Consider the following 21,417-nt stretch of genomic DNA (forward strand, 5'->3'; position numbering starts at 1 on the left):
AAATAGCGGCAAATGGGGCTATTTGGGTCACTTGTTTCGAAGGATTGATGATCGGATCGAGATGATCCGGGCAGGTGCTGGATTAACGTATTGGTCATGTGGAATTGGCGCTTCGTATACAGACTGCTGGGTATATTGGTGCCGTTGTCACTGGTGCTGGCGGTGGTGCTGTGGTTGCTGTTCAACGCCGAGGCCAGCGGGATACGGCAGATCGCGCGCGCCGATGAGCAACATGTGATTCAACTGGCGGTCCAGCTGATAGAGGCGGAACTGGATCGGGTTCGCGGCGATGCCCTCTATCTGGCCGAACAGTCGTCGCTGCAGCAGTGGCTTGAAACCGGCGATCCCGCGGCGCAGGCCCGCCTCGGCGAGGACCTGCTCACCTTTACCCGGCATCGCGGTCTGTATGACCAGGCCCGGTTCCTCGATGAGGTGGGTCGGGAACGGGTCCGTGTCGACTGGAATGGAGGCATTCCCCGGACTACCCCGCCCGAGCAACTGCAGGACAAGGCGGACCGCTACTATGTCCGGCGAACCCTGGCCCTGGACAAGGGCGGGATCTACGTCTCGCCCTTCGATCTCAATATCGAGCACGCCAGGATCGAGCGACCGCTCAAGCCGATGATCCGCTTCGGCACGCCGGTGTTCGACCAGACGGGCAAGCCGCGCGGACTGATCATGCTGAACTATCTGGGGCGGCGGCTGCTCGACCGGCTGCGCAAGGTCACCACCAGCTCCGGCAATCATCCGTGGCTGCTTAACGCGGACGGATACTGGCTGCTGGGCCCGACGCCGCGGCAGGAGTGGGGTTTCATGTATCCCGATCGTCGGTCGCTCAGCTTCGCCAGCGAATACGCGGAGATCTGGTCGGCGATGCAGGGTGGCCGGGTGCAGGATCAGCTGACGCACGATGACGGGATTTTCAGCTACCGGCGGCTGGAACCGGAGACCCTGCCCCTCGGCTTGAACGCGGAACGCTGGTATCTGGTCAGCCGCCTGCCGCGGGCGGTGGTCGCCGGCGAGCTGGCCGGGCGCAGCCACAACTACCTGCTGGTGTTCCTGATACTGACGCTGCTGCTGGCCCTGGTGGGTGGCGTCATTGTGCGCAAAGACCTGCAGCGGCGACTTGCCGTGGCCGGGATCAGTGACAGCGAGGCGCGTTTCCGCGGGCTGTTGGATTCCGCGCCCGACGCTATCGTGATCATCGATCGGGCAGGGCAGATCAATCTGATCAATAACCAGGCCGAGAAGTGGTTCGGTTACAGCCGCGATGAGCTGATCGGGCAACCGGTTGAACAGCTGATCCCGGAACGCTTTCGCGGCCGCCATACGGTTTATCGGCAGGACTATTCGGAAAAACCGGTGGTCAGGCCCATGGGGGCCGGCGTTGAATTGTTCGGTCGCCGCAAGAATGGCACCGAGTTTCCGGTGGAGATCAGTCTGAGTCCACTGAAATCCGCCGGCGGGCTGCTGGTGACCGGCATCATTCGCGATATCACGTCACGCAAGCGGGCCGAGGAGGCGCAGCACCTGATCGAGGCACGCTATCGGGAGCTGGTGAACAACCTGCCGGTGGGGGTGTATCGCAGCAGCGGGGATGAGTCAGGCTGCTTTCTCGAGGTGAACCAGGCCATGCTGGAGATGTTTGAGGCCGAGTTCCCGGATGAGTTGATGAACTGCGCCCTGGGGGATCTGTTTTGTGACCGTGCCCGACAGCGGGCATTCAGCGACCGACTCCACCGGCAAGGCCGTGTGAACGGTGAAGAACACCACATGAAGACGTTGCGGGGAAAGAACTTTTATGCGGCGATAACGGCGGTAAAGAAGCAGGATTTCACCGGCCGGATCTATTTTGACGGTGTCATAGAGGATATCAGTGAACGCAAGGAGAGTGACCTGCAGATCCAGCAGCTGAATGAGGTGTTACGTGCCAGGACCACGGCGCTGGAGTCCACCAACCGGGAACTGGAGGCCTTCTCCTATTCCGTCTCTCACGACCTGCGTGCGCCGCTGCGGGCCATTGACGGTTTCAGCAGCACCCTGCTGAGTGACTATGCCGGGTCGCTGGATGAGCGGGCCCAGGACCGGTTGAAAAGGGTACGGGCCGCGGCCCAGCGCATGGCGGCACTGATCGATGATCTGCTCAAGTTGTCCCGGGTCAGCCGTACCGAACTCAAACAGGAACTGGTGGACCTGACCCGGCTGGCCAGCAAGGTGCTGGAGGAGTTGCACCAGGCGGAACCGCAGCGCCGGGTCCGCCTCACGGTTCAGCCGGATCTGTATGTCCAGGGTGATGTCCGGCTGTTGCGCGTGGTGATGGATAACCTGTTGGGCAATGCCTGGAAATTCACCGGCCAGCGCGCGGAGGCGCTGATCGAGGTCGGCGGCAGTGCCGGCGAGGATGGCGCCTGTGTCTTCCATGTCCGGGATAACGGGGCCGGTTTCGATATGGCCTATGTCGACAAACTGTTCGGCGCCTTCCAGCGGCTGCATGACAGCGGTGAGTTTCCCGGCACCGGTATCGGCCTGGCGACGGTGCAGCGGATCATCCATAAGCACGGCGGGCGCATCTGGGCCGAAGGCAATGTCGGCGAGGGGGCGACTTTCTATTTCACTATCGATCGGACAAGGAGCGCGACATGAGCGACAAGGTGATTCTGCTGGTGGAAGACAATCCGGATGATGAGCTGCTGACACTCGATGCGCTGGCCGCCAACCACGTCGGCAACCGGGTGGTGGTGGCGCGCAACGGTGTCGAGGCGTTGGACTATCTGTTCGCGAACGGGATTTACAGCGGGCGCGAGGTTAGCGATCTGCCGGCGGTGGTGCTGCTGGATCTGAAGCTACCCAAGATCGATGGCCTGGAAGTGCTGCGGCGCATCCGCGCGGATGCACGTACTCAACTGCTGCCGGTGGTCATCCTGACCTCTTCCAACGAGGACGAGGACCGACTCAAGGGTTATAGCCTGGGCGCCAACAGCTATGTCCGCAAGCCAGTGGATTTTGATGAATTTGTCAGGGCGGCCGGACAGTTGGGACTGTACTGGCTGTTGCTCAATCAGGCCCCGCCTGATTGATGCCGGAAATGGAGATCACCCATGACGCGATCCGAAACCCCCACCCCCCTTCTGCACGTACTGATCATTGAGGACGTGGAGGACGATGCCTTGCTGCTGGCGGATTCTCTCCAGGCCGGCGGGCTTACGTTCGACTGGGAATATGTGGACTCGGAAGCGGCCCTGACAGCGGCGCTGCAATCCCCCTGGGACATTATCTTTTCCGATTTTTCCATGCCCAATTTCAGCGGTACCCGCGCCCTGGAGCTGGTGCGTCGGCATGATCCGGATATCCCGTTCATCTTCGTCTCCGGCACCATCGGCGAAGCGACGGCGGTGGAGGCGATGAAGCGGGGCGCCCAAGACTTCGTCATGAAGGGACAGTTGGCGCGGCTGCTGCCGAGCGTCGAGCGCGAACTGCGGGACGCCAGAACGCGCCGCGAACGGCGCCAGGCCGAAGCGGCGCGCAACCGGCTGGCCGCGGTCCTGGAGGCGACCCCGGACCTGGTCGCCATCCATGCGCCGGACGGCAGGCTGCGCTATCTCAACGGCGCCGGCCGCCGGCTGTTGGGGCTGGATACCCAGCAGCAGATCGAGGGGCGCAGCATGCAGGATATCTTCCCGGAGGATATGGCCCAACAGCTGCTGGTCGATGTGATCCCTTATGTGCGTGAGCATCACTCGTGGAGCGGGGAGACCGTATTGCAGATCGCCGAAGGCGATGAACTACCGGTGTCGCTGGTGGTACTGGCGCGCCACAACCCGCAGGGGGAGCTGGAGGATCTGTCGATTATCGCCAGGGACATATCGGAACGGAAACGCTTCGAGGCGGAGCTGCAGCATCGCGCCACCCATGACGCGCTGACCAGTCTGCCGAACCGCTACTTCCTCATCGATCGTATGACCTCGGCGCTGGAACGGGCCCGGCGCCACGACAGCTGCGTAGCGGTGCTGTTCCTGGATCTGGACAATTTCAAGCGCATCAACGACACCCTGGGGCATGCCGCGGGAGACACGCTGCTGCAGCAGGTGGCGCAGCGGCTGACCAGCTGCCTGCGGCCCAACGATACGGTGGCGCGGCATGGGGGGGATGAGTTCACCATTATGGTGGATGACCTGTCGGGCGTCGACAACACGGTGCTGGTCCTGAGCAAGCTGCATGCGGCCTTCGAGAGCCCGGTGAACATCGGCCTGCATAAGGTGTACGTCACCTTCAGTACCGGCATCGCCCTCTACCCGCATGACGGGGAGAGCGTGGAGGATCTGTTACGCCACGCCGACACGGCCATGTACCAGTCCAAGTCTTCGGGACTCAACCAGTACCGTTTCTATGCGCCGCGCATGAACGCCCGCGGCCACGAATACCTGGCCATGGAGAGCGATCTGCGCCAGGCGCTGGCGCAGGAGCAGTTCCGCCTGCACTGTCAGCCCCAGGTGAGTCTGCGCAGCGGCCAGATTGTGGGCATCGAAGGATTGATCCGCTGGCAGCATCCGCGGCGCGGGCTGGTGTCGCCGGCCGACTTTGTCCCCCTGCTGGAAACATCGGGACTTATCATTCCGGTCGGCGAATGGGTGCTGCGGCAGGCCTGCCGGTTGCATCGCCAGTGGCGCGAGGCGGGGTTTGACGGGCCACGCATCTCGATCAATGTCTCGGCCATCCAGTTCAACGACCGGGACCTGCTGGACAAGGTGCGTCGCGCCCTGGAGGAGGAGCAGATGCCGGCCGGAAAACTGGAGCTGGAGATCACCGAGAACATGGTGATGCGCGACCCGCCCGGTGCGGCGGAGATCCTGAAGGCGCTGCATACCCTGGGGGTGCGCACCGCCATCGATGATTTCGGCACCGGCTACTCCTCCCTGGCCTACCTGAAGCGGTTCCCGGTCGACGTGTTGAAGATCGACCAGACCTTCGTGGCGGATCTGGGCCGGGACCTGGGCGATGAGGCGATTGTCGAGGCGAGCATCTCGCTGGCGCGCAAGCTGGGCCTGGAGATCGTCGCCGAAGGCGTCGAAACCCTGGAGCAACTGGAATTCCTGCGCGCCTGCGATTGCGACCTGGTGCAGGGATACTACCTGAGCAAGCCGGTGACCGACGCGGCGCTGATTGGACTGTTGCCGAAGGTATGGCACTGGTGAGCCGCCGGGGTACCCGCCCCGTGGCCGGGCCATTTTCCGCTGCCCGGCGGGGTGGGTTGGGCCGCTGCGCCGGCGCTTGAAACCCGTCCCGGCAACTGTAATGGTATTTTTATGCCCGCTTGATTAGTATCTAGCCCCTGAGCGGACCCTACCGCGAGCCCTGAGGGCAGGATACAACCACATGAAGGCACCAGAGCTCCAGTATCAGCTGCGGGATGCAGGGTCGATCGGTGAGGTGATGACGGCCCTCTCCTCACGGTTTCAATTGACCAGTGAGCCGGAACAGAGTGTGCGCCACACCCTCCATGACAGTTTCGACTGGCGCCTGTTCCAGGCCGGCCTGCAGCTGGACGAAGTGCAGGGACAGGGCCGGCATGAGCTGACCCTGCGCAAGCTGGATGACGGCGCGGCTTGCGAGACGATACGTCTGGAGGGTCCGGTCGAAGGGTTTTACCAGGCGTATCCGCCCGGACTGTTGCGTGACCGGCTGGCCGCCGCGCTGCAGATGCGCAGCCTGCTACCCCAGGTGGAGGTCCGCTGCCGCGAGCGACTGCTCAGCGTCCTGGATGACGAGCGCAAGACGGTAGTCAGGGTCACCCTGCAGGAGCACGCCGCCCGACCGCCCGGACGCGGCGAGTACCGGCCGATGGCCGCCCTGGTCCGGCTGTTGCCGGTGCGCGGCTATGCCAAGCCGCTCACTCAGCTCGGCCGGTTTCTCGCCGACACCCTCGAACTGCAACCGCAGCGCGAGCCGCTGATTGTCCTGGGCCTGGCGGCCATCGACCGGCAGCCACTGGATTACAGCTCCAAGCTGGATATCGAATTGCAGCCGCGAATGCCGGCGGGGGAGGTGGCCCGGCAGATTCACCTTACCCTGCTGGAGACCCTGGAGGCCAATCTGCCGGGTACCCGGGCCGACCTGGATTCGGAGTTCCTGCATGACCTGCGGGTGGCGGTGCGGCGCACCCGCTCGGCGCTCAGCCAGATCAGTGGGGTGTTCCCCGAGGCGGAGGTGGAGGCGTTCAAGGAGCGCTTCGCCTGGCTGGGCCAGCTGACCGGCCCAAGCCGCGACCTGGATGTCTACCTGCTCGGTTTCGACGAGTACCGCAACAGTCTGCCGGAGCCGTTCCGCCACGACCTGGAGCCGCTGCACGCATTTCTCGTCCGCCATCAGCAGGCCGAGCACCAGGCCATGGTGCGCAAGCTCAACTCGCCCCATTTCCACCGCCTGATCAAGGAGTGGCGCGCCTTCCTGCAGGCAACGCCCGGCGCGGAGCCCAGTCTGGAACAGGCCGCGCCCCTGGTCGGCAAGCCGATCGCCAAGCTGGCGGGCAAGCGCATCCATCGCACCTTCGGCAAGGTGTTGAAGGAGGGCCTGGCGATCAATCCCCGCTCCCCGCCGGAGGCGCTGCACGGGCTGCGAAAGCGCTGCAAGAAACTGCGCTACCTGCTGGAGTTCTTCCAGAGCCTCTATCCCGCGGACCAGGTGAAGCCGCTGATCAAGCGCCTGAAGGGGCTGCTGGACAACCTGGGCGAGTTCCAGGACCTGGAGGTGCAGGCCGACAAGCTGCGCGAGTTTGCCCACCAGATGGTGGCCGAGGGCGAGGTGCCCGCCGATACCCTGCTGGCGATGGGCATGCTGGTGGATGGCCTGCTCCGGCGGCAACAGGAGAGCCGGCTGGCCTTCGCCGAGCGCTTCGCCCGGTTTGCCGATGCGGAGCAATTGGCCACCTTTGAGCAGCTGTTCGGCAAGGCGGGGAAAAAGCGCGCCGAGTCCGGGGGGGCGGCATGAGGATTATCGGCGTCTACAACATCAAGGGCGGGGTGGGCAAGACCGCCTCCGCGGTGAATCTCGCCTACCTGTCGGCCCGCGCCGGGCTGCGCACCCTGGTCTGGGATCTCGATCCGCAGGGCGCGGCCAGCTACTACTTCCGCATCAAGCCGCGCGTCAAGGGGGGCGGCCGCAAGATGATCAAGGGCAAGCGGGACCTGGACGGGCTGATCAAGGGGAGCGATTTCGACAACCTGGACCTGCTACCGGCCGATTTCTCCTACCGCAACATGGACCTGGTGCTGGGTGAGGCCAAGGGTCCGGTGAAACAGCTGCTGCGGCTGTTGCGGCCGCTCTCCGAGGAGTACGACCGGATCTACCTGGACTGTCCGCCGAGCATCTCGCTGGTCTCGGAGAACATCTTCCGCGCGGCCGATGCCCTGCTGGTGCCGACCATTCCCACCACCCTGTCGCTGCGCACCTATGAACAGCTGGTGGCGTTTCTGGAGGGTCACCAGGTGGGCGAGGTGAAGCGGATGCCGTTCTTCTCCATGGTCGACCGGCGCAAGCGCATGCACCGGGATCTGATCGAGCAGCTGCCGGCGCGTTTTCCGGAACTCCTGGATGCCCACATCCCCTATGCCAGCGATGTGGAACGCATGGGCTTTTTCCGCGCCCCGCTGGGGAGCTTCGCCCCGCGCAGCGCCGCCGGCATCGCCTACGAGGCGCTGTGGCGGGAGCTGGAGGCGGCGCTTGCGGGCTGATTGGGTGTTCGCAACAGGACCGAAGGATCGTTGGGGTGAGGAACAGATCCCATCCCACGGATCGCCGTCCCGGCCGGATGGCTCCGCCGGAAGGTTATCAGTTCACCAGGCCGTGGTTCTCTTCGTAGGGTTTATAATGCTTGACCTTGCGGCGGATATTGCGCTGGACAATTACCCCCTCGACCTTATGATGGGTGCCGTCCAGGGGCAGGCCCGGGTATGCCGGGTTGAGCGCCACCAGCCGCACCTGGCCCGACGCATCGCGGACCCATTGGCGGAACAGCCGCTCGCCATCCACGCTGATGATGACGTAGGCACCGCTGGCGCACACCTCGGAGGGCTCGATGACGATGATGCAGTTGAGCGGAAATTCCGGCTCCATGCTGTCATCCAGCACCTGCAGGGCGTAAAGTTCGTTGTAACTGCAATCTTGTGTCATATCGGTTGGCTCAGGAATTCTGCTGTATTAGTAAATTATTAAACAGTCTCTCTATATGACACACACTCGTCAAGCCCAGGCGCGTCCCCACAGTGACCGGCGCGACTGGAAAAACATCAGGAATATGCTTCCCTATCTTTGGGGTTACCGCTGGCGCGCCCTGCTGGCCCTGGGCTGTCTGGTGTTGGCCAAGGTGGCCAATGTCGGCATTCCCGTGGTGCTCAAGGGGATTGTCGACGGTATGGATCGCGGCCAGGAGACCCTGCTGGTCCTGCCGGTGGCCCTGCTGATCGGCTACGGCGCCCTGCGGGTCAGCAGTACCCTGTTCAACGAGTTGCGCGACGTGATATTCGCCCGGGTACGCTATCACGCCATGCGCCGGCTGGCGACCGAGGTGCTGACCCACCTGCACCGGCTCTCCCTCAGTTTTCATCTGGGACGCCAGACCGGCGCCATCAGCCGGGATCTGGATCGCGGCACCCGCAGTGTCAGCTCCATCCTCAACTACATGGTGTTCAGCATCATCCCGATGGTGGTCGAGTTCGCCCTGGTGGCGGTGATCCTGCTCACCCACTACGACCCGATCTTCACCCTGGTCACCTTCGGTACCGTCGCGGTCTACATCGTCTTTACCTTTGCCGTGACCGAGTGGCGCATGGATTACCGCCATACCATGAACCGGCTGGAGTCCCAGTCCAATGCGCGCGCGGTGGACAGCCTGATCAACTACGAGACGGTCAAGTACTTCGGCAACGAGCGGCTCGAGCTGGAGCGCTTTGACGGCACCCTGGACGGATGGGAAGAGGCGGCGGTGAAGAGCCAGAGCTCCATGTCCCTGCTCAATTTTGGGCAGGGCGGGATCATCGGTCTCGGCGTCACCGCCATCATGTTCTTCGCCGCCGGCGGGGTGGTGGACGGCAGCATGTCCATCGGCGACCTGGTGCTGGTCAACGCCTTCCTGCTGCAACTGTTCATCCCACTCAATTTTCTCGGCATGGTATACCGGCAGATCAAGTACTCCCTGGCGGACATGGACCTGATCTTCAAGCTGATGGAACTGGAGCCGGAGATCCAGGACCGCGCGGACGCACCGACCCTGCGGCTGAGCCGGGGCGAGGTGCGCTTCCAGCACGTCTGCTTCTCCTACCAGCCGGAACGGGAGATCCTGCGCGATGTGGATTTCACCATCCGCCCCGGCCAGAAGCTGGCGGTGGTGGGCCACAGCGGCGCCGGCAAATCGACCCTGTCGCGGCTGCTGTTCCGCTTCTACGACGTGACCGGCGGCGCGGTGCTGGTGGACGGTCAGGATGTACGCGAAGTGACCCAGGAGAGCCTGCGCGAGGCGATCGGCGTGGTGCCCCAGGATACGGTGCTGTTCAACGACACCATCTATTACAACCTCGCCTACGGCCGCCCGGATTCGACCCGGGAGGAGATCGAGGCGGCCGCCGGCATGGCCCATATCCGCCAGTTTATCGAGTCCCTGCCGCACGGCTACCAGACCCTGGTGGGGGAGCGCGGGCTGAAGCTCTCCGGCGGCGAGAAGCAGCGCATCGCCATCGCCCGGGCGATCCTCAAGCGGCCGCGAATCCTGATTTTTGACGAGGCGACCTCGTCCCTGGACACCCAGACCGAGCAGGCGATCCTGGAGACCATGCGTGAGGTGGCGGAGGATCACACCACCCTGGTGATTGCCCACCGCCTCTCCACCGTGGTGGACGCCGACCAGATCCTGGTGATGGACCAGGGACGGATTATCGAACGCGGCAGCCACCGCCAGCTGCTGGCCAAGGCCGGGGTGTACAGCGAGATGTGGCAACTGCAGCAGGAGGAGCGCAAGATGCAAGTGGAGCAGGCGGTATAAATCTGAATTCCTCGACTCCGCGAAAACGGTAGATTTATAATTTCTATCTCCCTAACCTGTGGTGAGCTCCAAAACCGTTCGTAGGGGCAGGTTCCGTGTCTACCCTGGGTCGGTGCAACCGGAGGTTTCGGGCAACCACGGGGGGTTGCCCCTACGGGGACGGTGAACACCTGAGGGGCAACGCCATTCGTAGGGGCAGGCCCCCGTGCCTGCCCTGGGGCGGACTGCATACAAGGATGGGAGATGCCTGGTTCTGGAATTTCAGAGGCGGCCTTGGTTTATGTAATTGCACAATCCCTGTAGGCTCCACTATGGCATCCCTGCCATAGAGGCTCTTTCCACAAACACCCCGTTCTAGCTAGGGCTGAATAGTTACCAATCCCTAAGAGATACAATGAGGTTTTCAGGATGAATATATACTTGGTAGGCGGCGCGGTACGCGACCGGCTGCTGGACATCCCGGTCAAGGACCGCGACTGGCTGGTGGTGGGGGGCAGCGAGGCGGAGATGGTGGAGCGGGGCTTTGTGCGTGCCGATGGACAGTTTCCGGTGTTCCTGCATCCCGAGACGGGCGAGGAGTACGCCCTGGCGCGGCGCGAGGCCAAGACCGGGCCCGGCTACAAGGGGTTCAGCGTCGAATACGGCCCGGATGTCACCCTGGAGGAGGACCTGCAGCGGCGCGACTTCACCATCAACGCCCTGGTGGAGAATGAGGCCGGCGAGGTGATCGATCGGGTGGGCGGCCTGGACGATCTGGCACAGCGCCGACTGCGCCACATCACCCCCGCCTTCAGCGAGGACCCGGTGCGGCTGCTGCGCGCGGCGCGCTTCATCGCCCGTCTGTCCAAACACGGCTTCTCCCTGGCCCACGACACCTTCAGCCTGATGAAACAGATGGCGACCGGCGAAGAGCTGGCGGCGCTCAAGCCGGAGCGGGTCTGGCAGGAGCTGAAACGGGCCCTGCCGGAGCCGGAGCCGTGGCGCTTTTTCGAGACCCTGCAGCGCTGCGGGGCGCTGGCGTCGCTGTTGCCGCCCCTGGCCGAAGCGATGACCGAGGCGACGGCCGAATCGGAAGCAAGCGATGCCGCCCACGGCGAGCAGCCGGACTGTGAGCCGATCCGGGCGCTGAAGCGCGCGGTGGCGGCCGGGGCCGATCCGCAGGTATGCTTCGCCGCGCTGTTTCATAGCCTGTGCCAAGGGCTCGCCCGGGCCAGCTGGCTCAAGGCGGCGCTGCCGGTGGAGCGGGAGTATCTGGACCTGCTGGCCCAGTTGCAGGGGGTGGCCCGCTTCTATCCGGGCACCGTGCGACAGGAGGCCGCGGCCACCCTCGATCTGCTGATCCGCGGGCGGGCACAGCAGCAGCCGGAGCGCTTCCATCGGCTGCTGCTGCTGTGCGGCGTGGTCTGGCCCGCGCCGCCGGAGCAGCTGGCCGCCTGGCTGGCCGAGGCCGGGCGCGCCATGGCCTCGATCTCCCCTGCCCGCCTCAGCGAAGAGGGGTTGCAGGGGGCGGATCTGGGCCGGGTGCTGCGCGAACGGCAGATCCGCGCCATCGCGGCGGTTGCTGACGAGGTTAAGTATATAAATCATACCTGTGGGTAGGCGATAGGGCGCCCCGTGGGCGCCGTGAAACAGTGCGTGGTTGTGGTGGCGGGCACGGCCCGCCCTATGACTACTGAATTCCTTATGAGAACCCATCTGACTCAGCCCTACCGGGAGAAATATGTGCCGCGAATGTACGCAAATGAACGCGAATAAGGTTACTGGGGTATTCGGTTGAGTGAAGTATCACTACCTGTGGTGATCATCTCCATCCCCAGCAATCGTAGGGTGGATAAGCCGGTAGGCGCATGCCATCCTCAGGTCCGTAATCGGTACATCCTTGTACCACTCCTCACCATGGGCGTGGTGGATGCGCTGTCGCTTATCCACCCTACGGCTCCTCTCAATGACAGCAGAAAGCCCGTTCTGGATCCAGGTCCGTAACGATCGCGTTGGGGGCGTGAGCCGGAAGTGGCTTTGCCTAGTGGATTTTTTCGTATTTTTTATCGCATGCGCGGTTCAACTGGGCTAGTCGGGATGATGCGCCGATGGCCAGTTTCCTCCACCACGGAAAATCATGCTAAATTAGCAACTTCGAATACTGAGTGCTGAGCAACCCGGTTCGCATCCACACAAGGTGAAAAATGACTACGGCCATGACGAACGATGAGAAGACGCCTCGTTCCCCTGCGCCCGAGGCCGGCGGCCCGCTGATGAACGTGGTCGGCCGCTACCCCTATCTGCAGGTGCTGGTGGCCGCCCGCCTGATCGGCCCGCTCATCACCCTCGCCTCGGCGCTGCTGTTCAGTCTGCTGCTGGTGCTCTGGTTCATCCGCGGCACGGCGCCGGACCCGATCGGTGTGCTGTTTCTCGCCACCATCCTGGTGGCGATCGCCGCCTTCATTGTCGGCGTCAACCGCCTGCGTAACCGCCTGCTGGCGCCGTTGGTGCAGCTGGAGCGCGCGGTGGGGGATGTCTGCCAGGGCGAGCCCTGGACCTCGCTGCTGATCGATGACGTGGGGGTGCTGGGGCCGCTGGCCAGGGATCTGGACAGCCTCAGCAGCGAGCTGATCGACCTCTACGAGGACATGGACAACCGGGTGGCGCGGCAGACCCGCCGCCTGGCCCAGCAGACCACCGGACTCAAGGCGCTCTACGATGTGGCGGCCAGCATCAATCAGGTCGATGACATGGACGAGCTGCTGCTGCGTTTTCTGCGGGTGCTCAAGGAGATGGCCCATGGCGTCGCGGCCACGGTCCAGCTGACCACCGCGCAGGGGCTGATGCGCCTGGTCGGCAGCATCGGCCCGGATGACCGGATCCTGACCGAGAGCGAGCAGCTGCCGGTGCCGCTGTGCCAGTGCGGCAAGACGCTCTCCAGTGGCGACGTGCTCTGTGAACACGATGCGGTCGCCTGCTCCAGGCGCAACGGCCGGCACATGTACGGCAGCGACGAGCTGGAGCAGATCACCATCCCGCTGAAATTCCATGGCGATGTGCTGGGGCTCTATCGCCTGCTGATCAAAAAGTCGGGACTGGAGGGGCGCGAGGAGACCTACGACCTGCTCTATACCATCGGCAGCCACCTGGGCATCGCCATCGCCAAGCACCGCTCGGACGAGGAGGCGCGGCGCCTCTCCATTATCGAGGAGCGCACCGCCCTGGCCCATGAACTGCACGACTCCCTGGCCCAGACCCTGGCCAGCCTGCGCTTCCAGGTGCGCATGCTGGACGAGACCCTGGAGCAGGAGCCGGGCGACAACTCCCTGGCCCGCAACGAGCTGGAGCGGATCAAGAACGGGCTGGACGAGGCGCATACCGAGCTGCGGGAACTGCTCAACAACTTCCTCGCCCCGGTGGACCAGCGCGGCCTGATCCTGGCGCTGGAGAAGATGACCCAGCGCTTCCGCCAGGACACCGGGATCCCCATCTTCTTCCAGTGCGGCTGTCGCCAGGTCAATATGGGGGCCAGCGAGGAGATGCAGCTGCTGCGCATCGTACAGGAGAGCCTGGCCAACATCCGCAAGCATGCCAAGGCGCATACCGTGCGCGTGCTGCTCACTTGCAACGCCGACGGCGAATACCGCTTGCTGGTGGAGGACGACGGCGTCGGCTTCGACAACGTCCGGCCACACGGCAATCCGGGGGAACATATCGGCCTCTCGATCATGGAGGAGCGGGCCCGGCGGGTGGGGGCCGAGATCAGGATCGAGAGTGAACCGGGTGAAGGTACCCGGGTTGAACTGACCTATAGCCCGGGCCTGAGCGCCCGCAAAAGCGAGCAGAAAGAGAGCGGCTGATGCGTATCCTGTTAATCGATGACCACGCGCTGTTTCGTATCGGCCTCCAGGAGCTGTTGCAGCGCCGCGGCATCAACGTGATCGGTGCCTTCGGCAATTGCCGGGAGGGGATCGAAATGGCCGCGCGCGAACGGCCCGACGTGGTGCTGCTGGATATGCGCATGCCGGAGATGAACGGCATCGAGGTGCTGCGGGTGCTGCGCGAGCAGGGGCTGACCATGCCGATCGCCATGCTCACCACCAGCCGCGAGGAGAGCGACGTGATCAACTCCCTGCAGGGGGGCTCCCAGGGTTATCTGCTCAAGGACATGGAGCCGGACGACCTGGTCAATGCCCTGCACGCCATCGTTGGCGGCGCCACCATCGTCGCCCAGGAGCTGACCGGCATCCTCGCCAAGGCGGTGCAGGGCGAGGGCCAGGCCAGCACCGCCCGGGATGTCTTTGCCGACCTCACCCCGCGCGAGGCGGAGATCCTCTGCCTGCTGGCGGATGGCCAGAGCAACAAGGTGATCGCGCGCAACCTGGGCATCTCCGACGGCACCGTCAAGCTGCACGTCAAATCCATCCTGCGCAAACTCAATGTGCACTCGCGGGTCGAGGCGGCGGTGATCGCCGTCGAACAGGCGCTCTGCTCCCGTGAACAGTAACCCTCATCGTAACTACTCACGGGGTGATTGGCCTGCCTTGCCGGCCTCACGTGATGGCTTGTGTCCTCGAATCCGGCCCCTTTTTCAGCGCCTGCCCAAACTCGCTTCGCTCAAACAAGGGCAGGCTTGAATCTGAAAAAGGAGCCGGATTCGAGGCGCCATCAAGATCGGCCAACAAAGCAGGCCAATCACTTACAGACTGGGTGAGTAGTTACCCCTCATCAACGATAAACCAAGGTAGTCACAGGACTTATCCCTATGATGCGATTTATTGAACTGATCCGCAGCTGTCTGACGGATGTAAAAGAGATCATGCCGTGGGATCTGGAGGAGCGCCAGCTGGCCAATCCCGATCTGCTGATAGTCGACGTGCGCGAGCCGGAAGAGTTCGCCGCCATGCACATCCCCGGCTCCATGAACGTGCCGCGCGGCATCCTCGAATCGGCCTGCGAATGGGACTACGAAGAGACCGAGCCGGAACTGGTGCGCGCACGCGAGTGCGAGATCGTGGTGGTCTGCCGCTCCGGCTACCGCAGCGTGCTGGCCGCCAACTCCCTGCAGGTACTCGGCTTCGAAAACGTCGCCTCGCTGAAGACCGGCCTGCGCGGCTGGAACGACTACGAACAGCCGCTGGTGGACGCCAACGAACAGCCGGTGGACGTGGACGACGGCGACGACTACTTCACCACCAAGCTGAGGCCGGAGCAGAGGCGGCCGGTCGGGGGCTGAACCCACTGTCCGTGTGCAGGGCGCCGGGTTCACTCCGTACCCTTGGGAGCAATAGGGGGGAGCAATAGGGGACAGACCAGAATGGCACTTACTTAAGCCAAGAACCACCGTCATCCCGGCGCAGGCCGGAGGAGTGGTGCAGGAGGAGTGGTACAGGGATGTACCGTTTACGGAGCCGAGGATGCCATGCACCGTTTACGGACCTAAGGATGGCATCCAGACTGCTTAATGGTGGCCGTATTCCTGGATTATTCGCTTCGCTCACCCTTCGGGCCGACTTTCAGTCGTTCAACGCGCTTCGCGCTTTTGTCCGGTCTGAGCCGGAGAAGTGGTGCAGGAACGCACCGGTTACGGACCTAAGGATGGAATGACGAAAATCCTGCAATTCGCCTTAAGTAAGTGCCATTCGGGACAGACCACGGTTATGAAGGAGGAACGACGTAACCCATCGGTTCCGATCAATAGGCTACGTTGCGCTTCACCGATCCTCTCATCGCCGGCTAGCCGTCCTTCCCCTGGCGTTGTTCGGCCTCCAATGCCGTGACCAGATCCTGGAATACCGTTTGGTTGCGTTCGTCGATGGCGCATAGGCGGCGATGGGCGGAGAGGACCAGTTCCAGCATTTCGCGCTCGTCCACGGCCAGGGTCTCCAAGGCTTCCAGTTCGGCGGTCTCGATACTGTCGCCGCTCAGGATATGGAACTGCTGATCGAAGCAAACTACCCGCAGTAGCTCGGTGATATCCGGGTTGGACGAGACGATCACCGGCTTGCCTTCTCCCCGCTGCGCCAGGTGATTGGCAATACCTGCCAGGATGCCGAGACAGGTGCTGTCGATGGTTTCGGCCTGATTGAGGTCGATCAGGTAACGGGTCAGCCTGCTGTCGGCGAAGGTGTTGTTGAGCAGGGCATCGATGGCGGGCGCCAAAGGGTGACGGACGTCACCGGAGAGCTGTAGGATCAAAGTGTCGCCATCTTTGGCATAGCGTGCAGAATTCTTATTCATTCTAACCGTCCCGTGTCAGCAGCAGCAGTGTGATGTCGTCGGGGTAGCTTTGACCCTCTCTCAATCCCAGGCGCTCGATCAGATTTCGGGCGCCGGGGTCGAAATGGTTCAGGGCGTCGAGCAGGTGCTGTTTCTTCTCCACCAGGGTCGGCTGAGGCAGCACCTCGAGGATGCCGTCGGAAAAGGCGGCAAGGGCGAAATGCTCCGGCAGGTCCAGGGTATCTGCAGCATAACCGGCTCCCGCAAAGAGCCCGACGGGTGGGCCTCGTCCCGGGAGAAAAACTGCCTGGGTGCCGTCGAACAGCATGGGGCTGGGAAAGTGTCCGCCAATGCTGAATTTGATCCGGTTATGCCCGGTGTCGATGACCGCATAGAAGATCGTCAGGTATTTCTCCAGTTGGTCCGACAGCAGGGTCTGGTTGAGGCGTGTGAGCAGCCGGTCGGGTTCCAGCACGGTTTGGTCATTGTCCTTGTGCAGCCGTTCGAGTTGACGGTTGACGTAACTCTTGAGGAGCACCGTAATGAAGGCGGAGGAGACGCCGTGGCCGGATACGTCGGCAAGATAGCAGCCAAAGTGGCCGCGATCGATACTGAAGTAGTCGACGAAATCACCGCTCAATACCATTGACGGCAGGAGGCTGTGGCTCAATCGATAGGGGCCGAGGTCGATCGCCTGCTCGGGCATGATCTGCAGCTGGATGCGACGTCCCGCATCGGCATCGTCGCGCATCTGCTGCAGGCTCTCCTGCAGACGGTGGTTGGCCTGTTCCAGATCCTGTTGGTAACGGTGGTTATCGCGGATCAATTGCGCCTTTCCCAGGGCGGCGGTGACGGCATGTTCGAGTACCGCCATGTCCTGGATCGGCTTGACGACAAAATCCCAGGCCCCGGCGCGCAGCGCGTCCACCGCATCTCCCAGCACCCCCGTACCGGAGACGGCGATGATCGGCAGTTCAGGATGGGAGTGGTGCAGCTGCCCGATCACCTCCAGTCCATCGAGACCCGGCATGCGTAGATCGCTCAATACCAGATCAGGCCGTTGCCGCTTTACCGCCTCGATCGCCTGCAGCCCGTCCTCCGCCTCGAACACCGAATAACCGGAATCTTCCAGATAGCCGGCGATGTTGTAGCGGATCATGCTCTCGTCATCCACTACCAGGATCCGGGTCTCCGCAACTGTCGGGGCGAGATTGCTCATCGGCCGGCGCAGAGCGCGTGCACGGTTGCAGTAAATTCGGCCATGTCCATGATCGGTTTACGGTACAGATGATCCGGCGTGATACCGATGGCGCTGAGCTCGGGGGATATGACATAGTTGGGTGACCCGGTATGGAGCAGGAAGCGGATCCCGGGGTCCTGCCGGTGCAGCGCCTGACAGGCCTCGTTGCCGTTCATGCCGGGCAGGCGCATATCCATGATGCATACCTGCACACTCAGTCCTGCCTCCACCAATCGCAACGCATCCTCCGCCGAATTGGCGACATCGACCTCCAGCCCTTCATCCTCCAGATAGGCCGCCATATTGCTACTGATCAGCTCCTCATCGTCGACAATCAGGACCGATGCCATCTCAATGCTCCTCGTGCCGAGGTAGCCGCAGGGTGAACTTTGAGCCCTTGCCCGGAATGGAATCCACCTCCAATCGGCCATGGTGTTGCTCGGTGACGATGAAGTAGGCCACCGCGAGTCCAAGACCTGTCCCCATGCCGACCGGCTTGGTGGTGAAAAACGGTTCGAACAGACGGTGACGGACCTCCGCCGACATCCCCGGTCCGTTGTCGATCACCTCCAGGCGTAGCCACTGTTCCTCCTCACGCAGCCGCAGGGTGATAGCCGGAGCGGTCTGCTGTGGATTGCCGGCCATCGCCTGGGCGGCATTTTTCAGCAGGTTGAGCAGCACCTGTTCGATGGCCATGGCTTCGCAGAAGATCACGTCGGAGCGGATATCGTAGTCGCGCTCGATGCTGATGCGCCGGAAGTCGTAGTTTTTCTTGACGTCATAGTCGTGGCTGGCGAGGTGCAGCACGGTCTCCACCAGTTCGCACAAGGAGGTTGGGACGAAACTCGAGGTGCTGCGCCGGCTATAAGCGAGCATCTCGGTGACGATTCGTCCCGCCCGCTCGGTAGCCTCCTGCATGCCGGCGATAAACTGAAAGAGTCCGCGCTCGGTCATATAGCGGCGCATTGTGTCCAGATCCAAGCCCAGATTATCGGCCACCTCCCGGTTCTTCGGGATCTCGTCGGAGAGCCGGCGCACCAGGTTTTGGCAGCTCTGGGCGATGATGCCAAGGGGGTTGTTGATCTCGTGGGCCATGCCTGCGGCCAGGCCCCCCACCGACATCATCTTCTCCGTCTGGATCATCATCTCCTCGATGCGGACTCGTTCGGTAACATCATCGATACGGACCACTCCACCCAGGCCATCGGCAGAACTGAGCGGATAGACCACCAGGTCGATAAAACGGGTGCCGCTACCGCTTTGCAGAGGGAGGCGTTCCTTGCGCACCGGATGGCGTTCGCGAATGGCGCTGCTGATATCCCCCAGTTGACGCTCCAGAAAGGGGAAGAGCTTGACCAGGGGTTGGCCGATGCCCTCCCTGATGTCCATATTCCGCTCCGCCGCGGCGGAGCGGTTCCAGTGGGTAATAATGCCCTGCTCATCCACGCCGACCAGGATCGATGGCATGGAGTCGATGATGTCCTGGAGAGAGGCCCGGGCGTTGCGCAGGGCCTTTTCCGCCTCTTTCTGTACCGTCAGGTCATGGATGATGCCGATAAAGCCATGGAACTCCGCCACCTTGACCTCTCCCACTGAGAGGTAGATGGGGAAAACGGTACCGTCCTTGCGCCGTCCCTCCACCTCACGGCCGCTGCCGATGATATGGGGCTCTTCGGTCTCCAGGTAACGGGCGATATATTCGTCGTGATGCCGGCTGTAGGCCGGTGCCGCCAACAGCTTGATATTGCGCCCCATCACCTCTTCCGCCGGATAGCCGAACAGGCGCTCGGCAACCGGATTGAACATCTCGATGTTGCCGTGGATATCGATGGCGATAACCGCATCGGCGACGTTGTTGACTATTTCCCGTACCCTGGGATCGGCACTCCAGAAACGAACCCGCTGTGCTTGGTTTACTGAGGTATCCATCGTTACGCTCGTGTCCCAGCCCGTTTGGACCCAATAACCTATCCCCCTCCCGCCCTCTGCGGGCAAATCTTAGTATAGTTGACTAAATTTGTCGGGTAATGGTTCGGATATAAACCGCCAACCAGAACCGCAATCCCGGGGGCCGGCATTCGATTAACTGTGCCGTGATGCTAATCACCTGACGGTTGGCCTTAAAGCGTACGAAGCGGCCATAGCAACTCGGGTTGATTTAGCGGGGAATATTCGAGGTTAGAGTGACGGGTGTCCTGGAAAGCCGGGCAGCAGGGAGGCAAAGGGCGGCGGCAGCGTCAGCAGCGGGGTGATATTGTCCGCCGGCACCGGCCGTTGGAAATAATAGCCCTGCACCCGTTCGCAGCCCTCGTTGTGCAGGAATTCGAGCTGTTCCCGGGTTTCGACGCCTTCGGCCACGACATGGAGCCGCAGTCGCTCCGCCATCGCGATAATGGCCCGGATAATCGCCGCGTCGTCAAGGTCGTTGGGCAGATCGTCGACAAAGGTTTTATCGATCTTCAGCACGTTCACCGGAAACCGCTTAAGATAGCTCAGGCTCGAATAGCCGGTGCCGAAATCGTCCAGCGAGATCGAAAGCCCAAGGTCGCGCAGCTTTTTCAACATCTCCAGGGCCGTATCCGGATCCTGCATCAGCGCCGTCTCGGTAATTTCGATCTCCAGCTGCTCGGGATCCAGCTGATGATTTTCGATGATGCGGCTGACGATCTCCACCAGGTTGTGCTGGTGGAACTGAAAGGCCGAGAGGTTCACGGCCATCCGCGGTGTCGGTGATATGCCGGTCGCCTGCCAGTGACTGACCTGTTGACACGCCTCTGCCAGCACCCACTGCCCGATCGGCAGAATCTGTCCGGTCTCTTCGGCTATCGGAATAAAAGTGGCCGGCGAGATCGGCCCCCGGTCTGGATGCGTCCAGCGCAACAGTGCCTCGACCGCAACAACACGGCCGCTGGACAGCTCGACCTGGGGCTGGTAGTGGAGCGAGAATCGCTGGCCTTTCACCGCCTGCCCCAGATCCCGTTCCAGGCTCAGGCGCTGATGCAACTGCTCGCGGATCTCGGGTTTGAAGAACCGGCAGCCACCCTTGCCCTCCTTTTTGACCCTGTGCATCGCCATGGCTACATTGCGTTGCAGCTCTTCCGCGTCCTTGCCGTCGTCCGGAAAAACACTGACACCGATACTGGCATGGACCTGCAGCGCATAGCCGCTAAGGGTGACAGGCTTGGCGAGCGTCCTCTGCAGTTTGCCGATGCTCCGCACCAGGTCGCTTTTCAGCGCCAGACTCGGCAGGATCAGGACAAACTCGTCGCCGGCCAGTCGTGCGACCACGTCGTCCGGCTTGACACACCTGACCAGACGCCGGGCAATCTTCTTCAGCAGTTGATCGCCGGCGTCCTGGCCCAGGCTGCTGTTGATATCGCGAAAGCGAACCAGGTTAAGGTGCACCAGCCCGACCATCTGTCCTGCCCGCCGGGCCTGCTCGATCGACTGGTCGAGACGCCTGTCGAACAGGGCATGATTCGGCAGGGCGGTGAGTTCGTCATAATTGGCCAGGAAGTGGAGGCGTCTTTCGGCCAGACGCCGCTGACGCCGCGTTTCCGACTCCCGCAACTCGCGGGGCACCGTGGCCGACAACCGGCGCAGGTTACCCTTGAGGATGTAGTCCTGGGCGCCCGACTTGACGGCCTCGACCGCACTCTCCTCGCCGAGGGTACCGGAGACGAAAATAAAGGGTACATCCGGATCCTTCTGGCGTACCAGTCGCAGCGCCTTGATACCATCGAAGGTGGGCATCGTAAAGTCTGAAAACACGATCTGCCAGGGGTTCTGCAGTGCCTCTGCCAGGGCCTCTTCGGTGTCGACGCAGACATAGTCCGGCTCGTAGCCGTTGCGGCGCAACTCCCGCAGCAACAGCTGAGCATCGTCCTCGACATCCTCAATAATCAGAGCCTGCAAAGGTATCCTGTCCATTATCCTTGCTCCTGTAAAC

16 protein-coding genes are annotated in these 21,417 nt (G+C 62.6%); 10 read left to right on the top strand and 6 right to left on the bottom strand.

Annotation, left to right across the window (positions count from 1 at the left end; genetic code table 11):
• The first annotated feature begins 138 nt into the window (after window positions 1-138).
• The 5 genes from O9K64_RS00200 to O9K64_RS00220 all read left to right on the top strand — a co-directional run bounded on the left by O9K64_RS00200 (window position 139) and on the right by O9K64_RS00220 (window position 7,727).
• Window positions 139-2,643: a PAS domain S-box protein gene (locus tag O9K64_RS00200; RefSeq protein ID WP_275096047.1), complete on the top strand. Its 2,505-nt coding sequence runs from the start codon at window positions 139-141 to the stop codon at window positions 2,641-2,643.
• Window positions 2,640-3,077, top strand: a complete 438-nt coding sequence (locus O9K64_RS00205) for a response regulator (protein WP_275096048.1) — start codon at window positions 2,640-2,642, stop codon at window positions 3,075-3,077. The genes O9K64_RS00200 and O9K64_RS00205 overlap by 4 nt, the downstream gene beginning before the upstream one ends.
• A 21-nt stretch (window positions 3,078-3,098) precedes the next feature.
• The gene (locus tag O9K64_RS00210; RefSeq protein ID WP_275096049.1) at window positions 3,099-5,192 is read left to right on the top strand and encodes a putative bifunctional diguanylate cyclase/phosphodiesterase; all 2,094 of its coding nucleotides are present in this window, start codon (window positions 3,099-3,101) and stop codon (window positions 5,190-5,192) included.
• A gap of 181 nt (window positions 5,193-5,373) precedes the next feature.
• Window positions 5,374-6,984: a CHAD domain-containing protein gene (locus tag O9K64_RS00215; RefSeq protein ID WP_275096050.1), complete on the top strand. Its 1,611-nt coding sequence runs from the start codon at window positions 5,374-5,376 to the stop codon at window positions 6,982-6,984.
• Window positions 6,981-7,727 (top strand): ParA family protein, encoded by a 747-nt coding sequence (locus tag O9K64_RS00220; protein WP_275096052.1) that lies wholly within the window; start codon window positions 6,981-6,983, stop codon window positions 7,725-7,727. The genes O9K64_RS00215 and O9K64_RS00220 overlap by 4 nt, the downstream gene beginning before the upstream one ends.
• A gap of 97 nt (window positions 7,728-7,824) precedes the next feature.
• Here the strand turns inward: O9K64_RS00220 and O9K64_RS00225 are convergent, their stop codons facing one another.
• Window positions 7,825-8,166 (bottom strand): S24 family peptidase, encoded by a 342-nt coding sequence (locus O9K64_RS00225; RefSeq protein ID WP_275096053.1) that lies wholly within the window; start codon window positions 8,164-8,166, stop codon window positions 7,825-7,827.
• 55 nt (window positions 8,167-8,221) lie between these two features.
• On the opposite strand from O9K64_RS00225, the gene O9K64_RS00230 reads away from it, so the two are divergent.
• From O9K64_RS00230 to O9K64_RS00250, 5 genes are all read left to right on the top strand, one after another.
• Window positions 8,222-10,030, top strand: coding sequence for an ABCB family ABC transporter ATP-binding protein/permease (locus tag O9K64_RS00230; RefSeq protein ID WP_275096054.1), 1,809 nt, complete (start codon window positions 8,222-8,224; stop codon window positions 10,028-10,030).
• Window positions 10,031-10,438: 408 nt separating this feature from the next.
• A complete protein-coding gene (gene cca / locus O9K64_RS00235; protein WP_275096055.1) occupies window positions 10,439-11,629 on the top strand; it encodes a rhodanese in 1,191 nt (396 codons plus the stop codon).
• 596 nt (window positions 11,630-12,225) lie between these two features.
• Complete coding sequence (locus tag O9K64_RS00240; protein ID WP_275096056.1) at window positions 12,226-13,869, top strand: ATP-binding protein; 1,644 nt, start codon at window positions 12,226-12,228, stop codon at window positions 13,867-13,869.
• A complete protein-coding gene (locus O9K64_RS00245; protein WP_275096057.1) occupies window positions 13,869-14,516 on the top strand; it encodes a response regulator in 648 nt (215 codons plus the stop codon). Before O9K64_RS00240 ends, O9K64_RS00245 begins: the two co-directional genes overlap by 1 nt.
• A gap of 258 nt (window positions 14,517-14,774) precedes the next feature.
• Entirely contained in the window at window positions 14,775-15,245 is a 471-nt protein-coding gene (locus tag O9K64_RS00250) for a rhodanese-like domain-containing protein (protein WP_275096058.1), read from the top strand.
• Between the two features lie 500 nt (window positions 15,246-15,745).
• Here O9K64_RS00250 and O9K64_RS00255 read toward each other — a convergent pair whose 3' ends face one another.
• The 5 genes from O9K64_RS00255 to O9K64_RS00275 form a co-directional block, all read right to left on the bottom strand.
• A complete protein-coding gene (locus tag O9K64_RS00255; protein ID WP_275096059.1) occupies window positions 15,746-16,249 on the bottom strand; it encodes an STAS domain-containing protein in 504 nt (167 codons plus the stop codon).
• A gap of 1 nt (window position 16,250) precedes the next feature.
• Complete coding sequence (locus tag O9K64_RS00260; RefSeq protein WP_275096060.1) at window positions 16,251-17,447, bottom strand: SpoIIE family protein phosphatase; 1,197 nt, start codon at window positions 17,445-17,447, stop codon at window positions 16,251-16,253.
• Window positions 17,444-17,818: a response regulator gene (locus O9K64_RS00265; protein ID WP_275096061.1), complete on the bottom strand. Its 375-nt coding sequence runs from the start codon at window positions 17,816-17,818 to the stop codon at window positions 17,444-17,446. The genes O9K64_RS00260 and O9K64_RS00265 overlap by 4 nt, the downstream gene beginning before the upstream one ends.
• Window position 17,819: 1 nt before the next feature.
• Window positions 17,820-19,397 carry a PAS domain-containing sensor histidine kinase gene (locus O9K64_RS00270; RefSeq protein ID WP_275096062.1) on the bottom strand — a complete coding sequence of 526 codons (1,578 nt, stop codon included), beginning with the start codon at window positions 19,395-19,397 and terminating at the stop codon, window positions 17,820-17,822.
• A 249-nt stretch (window positions 19,398-19,646) separates the two neighbouring features.
• Complete coding sequence (locus O9K64_RS00275) at window positions 19,647-21,398, bottom strand: putative bifunctional diguanylate cyclase/phosphodiesterase (protein WP_275096063.1); 1,752 nt, start codon at window positions 21,396-21,398, stop codon at window positions 19,647-19,649.
• Window positions 21,399-21,417 lie beyond the last annotated feature (19 nt).

This window comes from Sedimenticola hydrogenitrophicus, from assembly GCF_029017505.1.
Taxonomy (GTDB): Bacteria; Pseudomonadota; Gammaproteobacteria; order Chromatiales; family Chromatiaceae; genus Sedimenticola; species Sedimenticola hydrogenitrophicus_A.

Bases quoted from the DNA above. Each gene is read 5' to 3' on its own strand.
- O9K64_RS00205 (WP_275096048.1), top strand. From the start codon at position 2,640: ATGAGCGACAAGGTGATTCTGCTGGTGGAAGACAATCCGGATGATGAG.
- O9K64_RS00210 (WP_275096049.1), top strand. From the start codon at position 3,099: ATGACGCGATCCGAAACCCCCACCCCCCTTCTGCACGTACTGATCATT.
- O9K64_RS00215 (WP_275096050.1), top strand. From the start codon at position 5,374: ATGAAGGCACCAGAGCTCCAGTATCAGCTGCGGGATGCAGGGTCGATC.
- O9K64_RS00220 (WP_275096052.1), top strand. From the start codon at position 6,981: ATGAGGATTATCGGCGTCTACAACATCAAGGGCGGGGTGGGCAAGACC.
- O9K64_RS00225 (WP_275096053.1), bottom strand. From the start codon at position 8,166: ATGACACAAGATTGCAGTTACAACGAACTTTACGCCCTGCAGGTGCTG.
- O9K64_RS00230 (WP_275096054.1), top strand. From the start codon at position 8,222: ATGACACACACTCGTCAAGCCCAGGCGCGTCCCCACAGTGACCGGCGC.
- cca (WP_275096055.1), top strand. From the start codon at position 10,439: ATGAATATATACTTGGTAGGCGGCGCGGTACGCGACCGGCTGCTGGAC.
- O9K64_RS00240 (WP_275096056.1), top strand. From the start codon at position 12,226: ATGACGAACGATGAGAAGACGCCTCGTTCCCCTGCGCCCGAGGCCGGC.
- O9K64_RS00245 (WP_275096057.1), top strand. From the start codon at position 13,869: ATGCGTATCCTGTTAATCGATGACCACGCGCTGTTTCGTATCGGCCTC.
- O9K64_RS00250 (WP_275096058.1), top strand. From the start codon at position 14,775: ATGATGCGATTTATTGAACTGATCCGCAGCTGTCTGACGGATGTAAAA.
- O9K64_RS00255 (WP_275096059.1), bottom strand. From the start codon at position 16,249: ATGAATAAGAATTCTGCACGCTATGCCAAAGATGGCGACACTTTGATC.
- O9K64_RS00260 (WP_275096060.1), bottom strand. From the start codon at position 17,447: ATGAGCAATCTCGCCCCGACAGTTGCGGAGACCCGGATCCTGGTAGTG.
- O9K64_RS00265 (WP_275096061.1), bottom strand. From the start codon at position 17,818: ATGGCATCGGTCCTGATTGTCGACGATGAGGAGCTGATCAGTAGCAAT.
- O9K64_RS00270 (WP_275096062.1), bottom strand. From the start codon at position 19,397: ATGGATACCTCAGTAAACCAAGCACAGCGGGTTCGTTTCTGGAGTGCC.
- O9K64_RS00275 (WP_275096063.1), bottom strand. From the start codon at position 21,398: ATGGACAGGATACCTTTGCAGGCTCTGATTATTGAGGATGTCGAGGAC.